The organism is Pseudomonas sp. KCJK9111 (genome assembly GCF_046231935.1).
Lineage (GTDB): Bacteria > Pseudomonadota > Gammaproteobacteria > Pseudomonadales > Pseudomonadaceae > Aquipseudomonas > Aquipseudomonas parafulva_B.
Window position 1 is genome coordinate 87,714 of record NZ_JBJJMO010000009.1, and the last position, 12,347, is coordinate 100,060.

The window sequence follows — 12,347 nt, forward strand, 5'->3', positions numbered from 1 at the left end:
TCAGCGCTTGGCGGGCGGCGGCGAGATACGGTTGAGCACCGTGCTGCCGTCGTTGCTGCGGGTCAGGTAGATCGGCAGCACCTTGGGCAGGTTGTTGACCAGCTGGCCTACCTCCCGGGTGTTGTAGATGCCGCTGATACGAATCTGACCGGTACCGGAATCGGCAAGCCTGAGCGGCTTGTCGAGGTAGCGGTTTATGGCCGGCAGTGCTTGTTCAAGGGTCAAGTTGTCGAGCACCAGTTTGCCGCTGCGCCAGGCCAGCGCGTCGGCAAAGTTGCTGTTTTCCAGCAGTTGAGGCTCGAAATCGCCCTTGCGGTAGATGGCCTGCATGCCAGGGCCAAGCCGATAGCCCGTCTTGCCCTCGCTGGAGACCAGCACCGATCCCTCGACCAGGGTCACTTTGACCCTGTCCTGGTATTTCCAGACGTTGAAGCGGGTACCTGTCACGCGGGTCTGGCCATTGCCGGCACGGACCACGAACGGGTGGGTGCTGTCGTGGTGCACCGTGAAGAATGCCTCGCCATGCTTGAGTGTGACACGGCGCTGGTGCTTGAAGTTGAGGTAGGTCAGGTCGGTGTTCAGGTTGAGCTGCACCGTACTGCCGTCACTCAACTGCACAGTCTGCATGTGGTCCGTGGTCTCGAAGTGCTGGTAGCGGTTGGGAACCCAGCCTTGCTCCCAGCCGATCCATCCCACCAACGGCAGTGCCGCCAATGCGATGACGGCAGCGTAAGCCTGGGCGCGCCATCTGCGACCGCTGCGCCTGGCCGGGCCAGCGTGCCCGATCGCTTGAGCGGGCCGCGGCAGCAGGTCAGCCGTGTGCCAGATAGCCAGCATGGCTTGGTATTCCTCGGCATGACGCGGATCGGCTGCCAGCCACCGGGCAAAGGCCTCACGCTCTGCAGTCGTGCAATCGCCTTCATGCAGGCGCATGCACCAGTGCGCAGCGGCATCGGCCATGCTGTCATCGATGTGGATAGTAGGGCGGTCTTGATTCATCGCGGCTCCGGGTTTTGCGCATTCTAACGTTCCACCGATGCGTCGAGGAACACGCCAAGCCGCTAATCCCTTTCATTTCCCGGTCTTTTCCGGCGAAAGCCTTCAGATTTTTCGCTTTTGAGAACGCTTCGCGCCATGACGCCAGGCCCTCGTGACGCGTACATAGCAAGCTAATTAAGTCTTTGACATTCACTGCCTAGGCAGTAATATTTGCACACACTTGTTCGAGCAATCATTCATGCCCCATTTCTCGCCTGACAATTTCGAGACGTGCGCCATCGGCATGTTGCTGGGCCGTGCGGCGCTTCTGAAGGACCGGATTCTCGACTGGCATCTGGAGTCCGAGGGCGTCACGGCTGCGCAGTTCAAGGTGTTGATCATCGTGACGCAGTACCAGGTCGATACACCTGCTGAGGTCTGCCGCTACCTGGGACTGGACAGCGGATCGATGACGCGCATGCTCGATCGCCTGGAGCACAAGGATCTGCTTGTACGCACCCGATGCCCCACGGACCGCCGCGTGGTGCGCCTGGCGTTGACCGCCGATGGCCAGCGGCTGGCCGACCGTTTGCCCGAGATCGGCGCTGCCGCCATGAACGAGCTGTGTGGCGCACTGGCAGCCGATGAGCTCAAAGACCTGGAGCGTCTGCTGGCCAAGGTACTGCTTGGCGCTGGCGATCCGCTGACGATCCGTCGTTTTGGTGATCGTTGAACCCCGTTTCCTTTATTCCAAGGTATTGTCATGGACACTTCCTCAGACACCCCTGCACCTACCGAGGCACCTACCTCCTCGCGCAAGCGCAAGCTCTGGCTGATTGGCCTGCTGGTGCTGCTGATCCTCGGCGGGTTGGGCACCTGGGCCTGGTACAGCCTGGTTGGGCGTTGGTACGAGAGCACCGATGACGCCTACGTCAACGGCAACGTGGTCGAAATCACGCCGTTGGTGACCGGGACGGTCACCAGCATTGGCGCCGACGATGGCGACCTGGTACATGCCGGCCAGGTCTTGCTGCAGTTCGACCCGGCCGACAGCCAGGTGGCCCTGCAATCGGCTCAAGCCAACCTTGCGCGTACCGTAAGGCAGGTGCGTGGTCTGTACAGCAACGTCGATTCGCTCAAGGCACAGTTGCAGACGCGCCAGGCCGAACTGCGCAAGGCTCAGCAGGACTTCAACCGGCGCAAGGTGCTGGCCGAAAGCGGCGCCATTGCCGGCGAAGAGCTTTCCCATGCGCGCGATGACCTGAGTGTCGCTCAGGCGGCTGTCAACAGTGCCCGCCAGCAACTGAGTACCAGTGCTGCTTTGGTCGACGACACCGTGGTGGCTTCGCACCCAGAGGTCATGGCCGCGGCGGCCGACCTGCGTCAGGCCTACCTGGCTCATGCCCGCACCACGCTGGTCGCGCCCGTGACCGGCTACGTTGCCAAGCGCAGCGTGCAGCTCGGGCAGCGCCTGCAACCCGGTACTGCCACCATGGCAGTGATCCCGCTCGACCAGGTGTGGATCGACGCCAACTTCAAGGAAACCCAGTTGCGCCAGATGCGCATCGGCCAACCGGTGGAGATCACTGCCGACCTGTATGGCAGCGACGTCACCTACAGCGGCACGGTGGACAGCCTGGGTGCCGGCACCGGTAGCGCCTTCGCCTTGCTGCCTGCGCAGAACGCGACCGGCAACTGGATCAAGATCGTGCAGCGGGTGCCGGTGCGGATTCACCTGAACCCCGACCAGTTGAAGGACCATCCCTTGCGAATCGGCCTGTCCACGGTTGTGGATGTGGACCTGCACGACCAGAGTGGCCCGGCCCTGGCCCAGCAACCGCCGCAACAGGCGAGCTACACCACCGACGTCTACGATCGCCAGTTGGTCGAGGCGGACAAGCTGATCGAGCAACTGATCCGTGACAACAGCGCGCCTGGCAAGACGGCTCAGCGATGAGCAATAACGCCACTGCCCAGTTCACCCCGCCAAGCCTGCTGCTTACCACCATCGGCTTGTCGCTTGCCACGTTCATGCAGGTGCTGGACACCACCATTGCCAACGTGGCCTTGCCGACCATCTCGGGCAACCTGGGGGTCAGTTACGAGCAAGGGACATGGGTCATCACCTCGTTCGCCGTGAGCAATGCCATCGCCTTGCCGCTGACGGGCTGGTTGAGCCGGCGCTTTGGCGAAGTGAAGTTGTTCCTGTGGGCGACCTTGCTGTTCGTGCTGGCATCGTTCTTGTGTGGGATCGCCCAATCGATGCCGGAGCTTGTAGGCTTTCGGGTGTTGCAAGGGGTGGTAGCCGGTCCGTTGTATCCCATGACCCAGACGCTGCTGATTGCGGTCTACCCCCCTGCCAAGCGGGGTATGGCGCTCGCGCTACTGGCCATGGTGACGGTTGTGGCGCCTATTGCCGGGCCCATCCTTGGGGGGTGGATCACGGACAGTTACAGCTGGCCATGGATCTTCTTCATCAACGTGCCTATCGGCCTGTTCGCCGCTGCGGTGGTGCGCCAGCAGATGCGCGATCGTCCGGTGGTGACCAGCCGGCAGCCGATGGACTACATAGGGCTGCTGACCTTGATCGTTGGGGTAGGGGCGTTGCAGGTGGTGCTGGACAAAGGCAATGACCTTGACTGGTTCGAGTCCTCGTTCATCATCATCGGCACGCTGATCTCCGTCGTGTTTTTGGCCGTGTTCGTCATCTGGGAACTCACCGACCGGCACCCGGTGGTAAACCTGCGGTTGTTCGCCCACCGCAATTTCCGCGTGGGGACCATCGTCCTGGTGGGTGGCTATGCAGGGTTCTTCGGCATTAACCTGATCCTACCGCAATGGCTGCAGACACAGATGGGCTACACCGCCACCTGGGCGGGCCTGGCGGTGGCGCCTATCGGGATATTGCCGGTAATCATGTCGCCATTCGTGGGCAAGTACGCGCATCGCTTCGATTTGCGGATTCTGGCAGGGCTTGCGTTCCTGGCCATCGGCAGCAGCTGCTACATGCGGGCGGGGTTCACCAGCCAGGTGGATTTCCAGCATGTGGCATTGGTGCAGTTGTTCATGGGGATTGGGGTTGCGCTGTTCTTCATGCCCACACTGAGCATCCTGTTGTCGGACCTGCCGCCCCAGCAGATAGCCGACGGATCAGGCTTGGCAACGTTCCTGCGCACATTGGGTGGGAGCTTCGCGGCTTCGTTGACGACGTGGATCTGGATTCGACGGGCTGACCAGCACCATGCCTACTTGAGTGAGCACATCAGTCAGTACGAGCCGGCGACGCGGCATACGCTTGAGCAGATGGGTGGGGCGAACCTGCACAACTATGCGCAGCTGGAGCAGGTGCTCAACGGGCAGGCTTACATGATGTCGACGGTGGACTACTTCATGTTGATGACGTGGGTATTTGCGGGGTTGATTTTGTTGGTCTGGTTCGCGAAGCCGCCGTTTACGGCCAAGGCAGGGCCGGGGGGTGGGCATTGAGTTTGATTTGGGGTACACGACCGGTGTCTTTGCTAAGTACTGGGGCTTTTGTAGAAGCGGTCTTGCCGGGGCGCCGGACCGACCGCGATGGGCTGCGCAGCAGCCCCAAGTGAGTTTGATGGGGAACCGTGAATTTCGAGTCCTCGCTGCTGAACATCGCCGCATCGGCGCGGTAACCTTGGAAAGACGTTTGTGCATGCACGTCCGGATCAGGGGCGGATCTTCCTACCCCCACCCCTGGCTTGGCCATCGCGTCGAAGAGGCCCATGTGGCCATCCTGACGGTTGTCACTGGCATCCCTCATCTCATTACGTTGCGTTCGGGTTCGTTCCATGGCAATGGCTCGGTGTCGCCGCTCATCCGTGCAGTGGCGAGTGGGTAATCAGGACAGTGTTCCATTTGCCATCTTTTATATTCTTAATTGCTGATGTCATCGCGCAGGGGGGGTTCCAAATTCTCGTAGGAAGTTTCGTTGTGAAACGCGCTTTCTATAAGTATTCTCGGACTTCGGTGCAGTATTTACCGACAACAAATCACTATCTTAGATAGGGTTTAGCCGATTAATTCACGAACTCACGCCTAACTGAAAGTTTGCGTGTTCAGCCCATCTTGGCCCGCTTAACTGGCAACCGCCTTTCATTTCCTCTATCGTCAAACCACCACCTCAACATCTCCGGCACCTCATGAACCCCGTCATCCTCATCACCGGTGCCAGCCGCGGCATAGGCGCTGCCACCGCCCTGCTCGCCGCCCGGCATGGCTACCATCTGTGCATCAACTACCGCAGCAACGATGAAGCTGCCGATGCCATCCTTAGCCAGGTCCGTACCTTGGGCGCAAAGGCTATCGCCGTGCGCGCCGACGTCAGCAGCGAAGCCGACATCATCGCGATGTTCCAACGTGTAGATGAAGATCTGGGGCCGATCTCGGCCCTGGTGAACAATGCCGCCACCATCGCTCCCCAAACCTGCCTCGAACATATGACCGAGGCGCGATTGCTCAGCATGATGAAGACCAACATCGTCGGCCCCATGCTCTGCGCCAAGCACGCTGTATTGCGCATGGCCGCACGTCACGGCGGAAATGGCGGGGGCATCGTCAACGTCTCATCCCTGGCCGCCCGCCTCGGGTCACCGAACGAGTACATTGATTACGCCGCCTCCAAAGGCGCGCTCGACACGTTCACGGTGGGCCTGGCCAAAGAGCTGGCTGCTGAAGGTGTAAGGGTCAACGGGGTCAGGCCCGGCTACATCCACACCGGCTTTCATGCTCTATCGGGAGATCCGGATCGCGTCAGCAAACTCGAGCCTGGGTTGCCCATGGGCCGAGGCGGGCGGCCTGAGGAGGTGGCCGAGGCGATCCTCTGGCTGCTGTCTGACAAAGCTTCCTATTCGACAGGTACATTCATCGACCTGAGTGGCGGAAGATGACCGGCTGTCCGCATCGTCAACTGCGCCTGTTCGAGTCGGCGGCGGCGCTCGCCAGCAGCAGGCCCACCTTTTCGACCAGCGCGGCCAATGCGAAGGGCTTGCACATCACCGCCCCCCTGCGCGACAAGGCGATGCCCTGTTGATCAGCGTAGCCAGTGATGTAGAGCAGGGCTGCCGAGTCGGGCAGGGCGGTTTCCAGCTGCTTGCCACTGACTCTTCCTGGCAAACCGATGTCGGTAATCAACAGCGATGGCTGCAGGCCGCCCCTTAACGCTTCCAAGGCCTGCGAGCCCTCGGTGAAGACGCGCACCTCCATCCCTTGATCAATGAGCAGTTCCTCTATCACCAGCCGCAACGTGTCTTCGTCCTCCACCAGCATGACCAGATGCTTGCCCTGCCGGGGAGGACAGAAGAGCGTTGATACCTTGTCAATGCTCGCAGCGACCTGGCCTGTGTCCTTGGGTAGATAGAGGTCTACGCAGGTTCCTTGCCCCGGCGTACTGGTGATCTTTACCTGCCCCTCGGATTGACGGATGAAGCCGTAGACCATGGGGAGCCCCAGTCCCGATCCCTGGCCAAGCGGCTTGGTGGTGAAAAACGGTTCCATGGCACGTTCTGCCACATCGCCGCTCATTCCTACGCCATTGTCACTGACAGAAATCCTGACGTAGTCGCCGACAGGCAAATGCAGTCGTTCGGCCAGTGAAGGGTATACCCGCACGTCACTGTTGCGAATGATCAGCGTGCCGCCTACCGGCATGGCGTCGCGTGCATTGATGCACAGGTTGAGCAATGCGTTTTCCAGCTGGGAAGGGTCAATCTGGACAAGCCAGTGCCCAGACTTGGTGAGGTCCTGGAACTCGATGCTGGCGTGCAACGAGCTCTTGATGAGATCGTGCATGCTGGTCACCAACTCATGGACGTCGACGGTCTGCGGGCTCAGTTTCTGTTGCCGAGCGAACGCCAGCAGTCGTTGCACCAGCGTGGCCGCTCGCTTCGTATCCTGCCTGGCCAACCCCATGAGCCTGGCAGCATCCGGATAGCGACCTTCGGTTTGTCGCTGAACGGCAACCTCCAGCGCCCCCATTATGCTGCCGAGCAAATTGTTGAAGTCATGGGAGATACCGCCGGTCAGCTGTCCGATAGCCTCCATTTTCTGGGACTGGCGTAGGGTTTCTTCCACTTGCTCAAGGCGCTGCTGTTCAGCGACGCGCTCAGTGATGTCGTAGGCGAACATGAAACCGCCCTGCACGACCTGATCGGCATCGAGCAGCGGGTTATAGCGTACCTCGTAGTGACGGACATTCCCTTCCAGGCCAACGGCAACGGTGTCCACGAAAGACTCACCCGTCATGATTCTTGGCCACAGCCCGCTCAGTTGCTTGACGATATCCGGCTGGTCGGCGATGAAGTCGGGGATGTACTCACCGACCTTGGGCACCAGGCCGCGCCAGCGCTTGAAGGTTTCCTGCGCGGTGCGGTTGATCGCCAGCAGCCTGAAGTTGCAATCGGCCGCGAATACGTTGGCAACGCTGTGATCGACCAGCTTGCCCAGCAGCTTTCGACTGGCAAGCTCCCTGTCCACTTGCTGCGCCAGTTCCTGGTTGAGCGCCTGCAACTGATGGATGTCAGCGTTTTCGTCGGGCCTGCCGGTGAACAGAACCAGCAATATCCGCTCGCAGGCGGGCTCGAGGCGGCTGACTTTCAAGGTCAGCCACCGGTTCGAGACTGCCAGCCGCTGCTCGAAGTGCAGGGGCACACCCGTACGCGCCACCTCGGCGAAATGTGGGAGCCATTGGTCCACCTCGTCGGGGATGGTCTGCCTTGCGGTCAAACCTACCTCTTTGAAATGGAGGGTGTGGCGGGCGCAGGCCTCGTTGTACATCAGGTAGCGATAGTCATTGAGTTGGCCGTGCTCATCCTCGAGCACTTGCAGGATGCACAGGCCTTCATCGATTTGCTCGACGACGGCGTCATAGGCAGCAGCTTTCAGGCGCAGCTGCTCGTGCTCGGCCTCGAGCTCAAGCAGCCTGGCCTGCAGCGCTGCGCGGCCATCCAGGGGCGTTTTTGATGTCATGCGGGCGATTCGGTTTGGAAATTTCGACAACTATAGCCGTGTGTGCATGAAGGGTTGAACGCAGACCTCAGAAAGAACGAATTATCCGCCCCAGGGTGGCCATTGCCTGCTCGGCAGCTTCGTTCCAAGGGCTGCCATAGTTGAGCCGGATGCAGTTGCCGAAGCGCCGGGTGGGCGAGAAGATCGGTCCCGGGGCAATGCTGATGCCTTGCGCCAGGGCCATGTGGAACAGCTTCAGCGCATCCATCTGTTGCGGTAGCTCCAGCCAGAGGAAATACCCGCCTGACGGTTGACTGACCCGTGTCTGTGCCGGGAAGTGACGCCCGATCGCCGCCAGCATATTGGCTTGCTGGCCTTCGAGTGCATAACGCAATTTGCGCAGGTGCCGATCGTAGCCACCGTGCTGGAGGTAGTCGGCGATAGCGGCCTGGGCGGGCATCGAGGCGCAGAGCGAGGTCATGAGCTTCAACCGCTCGACCTTCTGCGCAAACCGCCCAGCGGCGACCCAGCCGATGCGGTAGCCCGGGGCGAGGCTCTTGGCGAAGGAGCCGCAATGCATGACCAGGCCCTGGGTATCGAATGCCTTCGCAGGCTTGGGGGCCTGCTGGGCGTAGTAGAGCTCGGCGTAGACATCGTCTTCAATAAGGGGCACTTGGTGGCGTGTCACCAGCTCGACCAACGCCTGCTTCTTGGCCTCCGGCATACTGGCGCCGACCGGGTTCTGGAACGTGGTCATGCACCACACCGCCTTGACCGGGTGCTTTTGCAGCGTTTGGGCCAGCACTTCCAGGTCCATGCCCTCGCGGGGATGCACGGGAATTTCCACGGCTTTGAGTTTGAGCCGCTCCAGTATCTGCAGGCAGGCATAGAACGCGGGCGCTTCGATTGCGACCAGGTCACCTGGCTGGGTGACAGCCTGAAGACAGAGGTTCAGGGCCTCAAGTGCGCCGTTGGTGATCAGCAGTTCTTCCATCGGCAGCATCAGCCCGCCGACCATGTAGCGCAGGGCAATCTGCCGGCGCAGTTGCGGGTTGCCGGGCGACAGGTCGGTGACCGCCACCCGAGGGTCCATGGCACGGCTGGCGCTGGCCAGTGACCGGGACAGGCGCTGCAGAGGGAATAGCGAGGGGCTGGGGAAGGCCGAACCGAAGGGTACCGTGTTGGGGTCCTTGATCGAATCGAGGATGGAAAAGACCAGGGCACTGACGTCCACATCGGTGGACTCGCTGATCGGGTGCAGCGCTTGGGGCTCGCTGAATTGGCGAGTGGCGTGGGCATTGACGAAGTAGCCCGAGCGCGGCCGGGCGCGAATCAGGCCACGTCGCTCCAGCAGGTAATACGCCTGGAAAACCGTGGAGGGGCTGACCCCATGGGTCTGGCTGGCGTACCGCACGGAGGGCACGCGTTCACCAGGGCCAAGTACGCCGGAGCGGATGAGTTCGGCGATGTCGTCGGCGAAGCGTTCGTAACGTTTCATTGTGGCCTTCTGTCGAAGCCTGGCAGGCAAGGGAAGAGGAGTGTAGGCGTCATCGGTTCATGGGCGCCACGAAGCGGCTGTGCGCCACGCTGCGCACCGACGCGTCGTCGCGTTCGCTGATTTCGAATGCAAGCGGCACCGAGCTGCTTTCGGGTCGGTCGGCCAGCATCGCCACCGACACCGGAATTTCGCTCATTTCGCCGGCCGATACGGTAAGCGCCGTCTGCCCCTGAAGGGTAAAGCCCTCGGCATCGAACAACCGCAGCGCGTAGTGTTGAGTGCGCTCGGTCTTGTTGATCACCTTGAGCAGGTAGATGTTCTCGATCTGACCCAGCGCATTTTCGCGGAACAGACCACGGTCCTTGATCACATCCAGCGATACCATCGGCCGCAGGTACAACGCCACGCACAAGGCACCGATCATCACCAGCAGTGCTGCGGCGTAACCGAGCAGGCGTGGTCGTAGCCAATGCCTAGTACCCCCTTGCAGGCTGTGTTCTGACTTGTACCCGATCAGCCCACGTCTGTAGCCCATCTTGTCCATCACCCCGTCGCAGGCATCGATACAGGCGGCGCAGCCGATGCAGGCCATTTGCAAACCGTCGCGAATGTCGATGCCGGTAGGGCATACCTGCACGCACAAGGTGCAGTCGATACAGTCACCCAGGCCCTGGGCGCGGGCGTCGCTGCCTTTCTTGCGCGCGCCACGTGCCTCGCCACGGCGCGGATCGTAAGCCACGGCCAGGGTGTCCTTGTCGAACATCACGCTCTGGAACCGGGCATAGGGGCACATGTGCAGGCAGACCGCTTCGCGCAGCAAGCCGGCATTGAAGTAGGTGGCGGCGGTGAAGAACAACACCCAGAACAGCGCAACGCCGCCCAGTTGAAGTGTGAGCAGTTCGGCTGCCAGCGGGCGAATGGGTGTGAAGTAACCAACGAAGGTCACGCCAGTGACCAGGCCTATGGCCAGCCACAGCGAATGCTTGGTGAGGCGTCGGGCAGCCTTGTCGAGGCTCCAGGGCGCTGCGGCCAGCTTGATGCGTTGGTTGCGGTCGCCTTCGGTGATTTTTTCGCACCACATGAATAACCAGGTCCAGGTGCTTTGCGGGCAGCTGTAACCGCACCAGACCCGCCCGGCGTAGACAGTGATGGCGAACAAGCCGAACGCACAGATGATCAGCAGCGCCGAGAGCAGAATGAAGTCCTGTGGCCAGAAGGTCGCGCCAAAGATGTGGAACTTGCTGTTGCCCAGGTCCCACAGTACCGCCTGCCGACCGTTCCAGTTCAGCCAAGCAGTGCCGAAGAACAGGGCAAACAGGGCCCCGGCGAAACCGATGCGCAGCGTGCGGTACACCCCGCTGAAACTGCGCGTGTGGATGGCGGCGTCGCCGATACGGCGGGAAGGGTTGGCAGGGACAGCGGCAATCACTGAATAAGGCGTTCTATCGGTCATGGCTCCGTGCTCATCTAGCCTGGATCAGGCATGTGCACTATGGCCGTCAGTCTGCTATCAGCACAGGCTCAGCCTTGGCGATAAAAACCATATCAGTTGAGGTGCAGGCCGTGTAGCCCCTTATATGATCGAGCCTGGCGCGGTGTTCTTCAGATGCCTGCGGCTATCGACCGCACCGGCCACCGTAAGCGCATCGGCCTCGATTTCGGTGATCGGCGTGTGCATTGCACCCAGTACCGCCACTGACATGCGCAGTCGCTCGTCGGTCACGATTTCGACGTCACAAGCGGCGCCTTCGAGACGCTGCTGATCGTTGATGAGCGTGCAGTGTTGGGTTTGAGCATCGATTTCGATGGGCATGACACGTCTCCTGATGTGAGTTCGAACGGTTGACCGCAGGGTATTGAGCATCGTTGCACCCCCTTGGCTCAACGGCACTTTGCAGAGGCTCTTGGGGTCCATGAAGGTGAACAGGGAATGCAGGGCCCGGTGGTGTGGGCAGCTGTGCAGCCCATCGCCGGCAACCAGGGTTGCACAAGGGCCGTGGTTGATGTGTTGGCACTTGGGGCAAGCATGGCCCCACGACCTAGGCACCTGACGTTTGCCAAGCATTCAGCTTTTGGAGAGAACGTACAGGATGGAAACTATCTGGCACGCCATCCAGATCGAATTCGCAGATGTGACCGATGCGCACGAGGTCACACGCATTCTAATTCGCTTGTTGATGGCAGCGCTGCTCGGCGCGGTTTTGGGGTTCGAACGCGAACACCGGGGCAAATCCGCCGGGGTGCGCACGCACATGCTGGTGTCGCTCGGTGCTGCCCTGTTCGTGCTGGCGCCCAGCATGGCAGGCGCCGACGAACAGGCTCTTAGCCGCGTGATCCAGGGTATCGTCGCCGGCATCGGTTTTCTCGGAGCAGGCACCATCTTGAAAGGCAACGGACGGGACACCAGCCACGTGAAAGGGTTGACCACCGCCGCAGGCCTTTGGATGACCGCTGCCATAGGCACTGCCGCTGGGATGGGCAGGGAAGCCACCGCACTGATAAGCACAGTGCTCGCGCTGCTGGTATTGGGCACGATGCCGCTGCTGGTGGAGAAGGCCGAGGGCAAGCACGAGGAAAAACAGAAGGAGGAGGGGTAAGCACTAAGGGGAGCCGAAGCTCCCCCCAAAGCGTTGCTGCTTGCTCTTTTTATTATTGGGGCTGGCCTGTTGTTGTTTTTGTCAGCCTGCCCTAGTGGTGCAAGGCCCCCATGCGGGGCCAAGAGCAAACGTATTTTTTTGAGCGCTGACCGACCTTCATCACGCATGATCCGAGTTGGCTGCTGCTACCTTGAGGTAGTTTTATTGTTATGTGCCAATTCGCGGGGCTTGCCCCAGGAATGCGGGTCGACTCCAAAAAAATCTGCTTGCTACGCCTCTGCCGTGTTGTTCTTGTTCTGTCA

Annotated in this window: 10 protein-coding genes; 5 read left to right on the top strand and 5 right to left on the bottom strand. The window is 60.9% G+C overall.

Annotated elements, in window-relative coordinates:
* Positions 1 to 999, bottom strand: coding sequence for a FecR family protein (locus ACK59L_RS06165; RefSeq protein WP_409272483.1), 999 nt, complete (start codon positions 997 to 999; stop codon positions 1 to 3).
* Between the two features lie 238 nt (positions 1,000 to 1,237).
* Here ACK59L_RS06165 and ACK59L_RS06170 point away from each other — a divergent pair, with 238 nt between their 5' ends.
* The 4 genes from ACK59L_RS06170 (at position 1,238) to ACK59L_RS06185 (ending at position 5,894) form a co-directional block, all read left to right on the top strand.
* Positions 1,238 to 1,711, top strand: coding sequence for a MarR family winged helix-turn-helix transcriptional regulator (locus ACK59L_RS06170; RefSeq protein ID WP_058605415.1), 474 nt, complete (start codon positions 1,238 to 1,240; stop codon positions 1,709 to 1,711).
* A gap of 30 nt (positions 1,712 to 1,741) precedes the next feature.
* Positions 1,742 to 2,935, top strand: coding sequence for an efflux RND transporter periplasmic adaptor subunit (locus ACK59L_RS06175; protein ID WP_058605416.1), 1,194 nt, complete (start codon positions 1,742 to 1,744; stop codon positions 2,933 to 2,935).
* Positions 2,932 to 4,464: a DHA2 family efflux MFS transporter permease subunit gene (locus ACK59L_RS06180; protein WP_058638313.1), complete on the top strand. Its 1,533-nt coding sequence runs from the start codon at positions 2,932 to 2,934 to the stop codon at positions 4,462 to 4,464. Before ACK59L_RS06175 ends, ACK59L_RS06180 begins: the two co-directional genes overlap by 4 nt.
* A 683-nt stretch (positions 4,465 to 5,147) precedes the next feature.
* Entirely contained in the window at positions 5,148 to 5,894 is a 747-nt protein-coding gene (locus tag ACK59L_RS06185; protein ID WP_196135394.1) for an SDR family oxidoreductase, read from the top strand.
* Between the two features lie 16 nt (positions 5,895 to 5,910).
* Here the strand turns inward: ACK59L_RS06185 and ACK59L_RS06190 are convergent, their stop codons facing one another.
* From ACK59L_RS06190 to ACK59L_RS06205, 4 genes are all read right to left on the bottom strand, one after another.
* A complete protein-coding gene (locus tag ACK59L_RS06190; protein ID WP_409272492.1) occupies positions 5,911 to 7,554 on the bottom strand; it encodes an ATP-binding protein in 1,644 nt (547 codons plus the stop codon).
* A 484-nt stretch (positions 7,555 to 8,038) separates the two neighbouring features.
* On the bottom strand, positions 8,039 to 9,448 hold the full coding sequence (gene mapR / locus ACK59L_RS06195) for a GntR family transcriptional regulator MpaR (RefSeq protein WP_058605418.1): 1,410 nt from the start codon (positions 9,446 to 9,448) through the stop codon (positions 8,039 to 8,041).
* A 49-nt stretch (positions 9,449 to 9,497) separates the two neighbouring features.
* The gene (ccoG, locus tag ACK59L_RS06200) at positions 9,498 to 10,901 is read right to left on the bottom strand and encodes a cytochrome c oxidase accessory protein CcoG (protein ID WP_409272487.1); all 1,404 of its coding nucleotides are present in this window, start codon (positions 10,899 to 10,901) and stop codon (positions 9,498 to 9,500) included.
* 120 nt (positions 10,902 to 11,021) lie between these two features.
* Positions 11,022 to 11,261: a DUF3203 family protein gene (locus ACK59L_RS06205; protein ID WP_409272489.1), complete on the bottom strand. Its 240-nt coding sequence runs from the start codon at positions 11,259 to 11,261 to the stop codon at positions 11,022 to 11,024.
* Positions 11,262 to 11,538: 277 nt separating this feature from the next.
* Between ACK59L_RS06205 and ACK59L_RS06210 the strand changes: the two genes are divergently transcribed.
* Positions 11,539 to 12,045: an MgtC/SapB family protein gene (locus tag ACK59L_RS06210; protein WP_058605421.1), complete on the top strand. Its 507-nt coding sequence runs from the start codon at positions 11,539 to 11,541 to the stop codon at positions 12,043 to 12,045.
* The last annotated feature ends 302 nt before the right edge of the window (positions 12,046 to 12,347 follow it).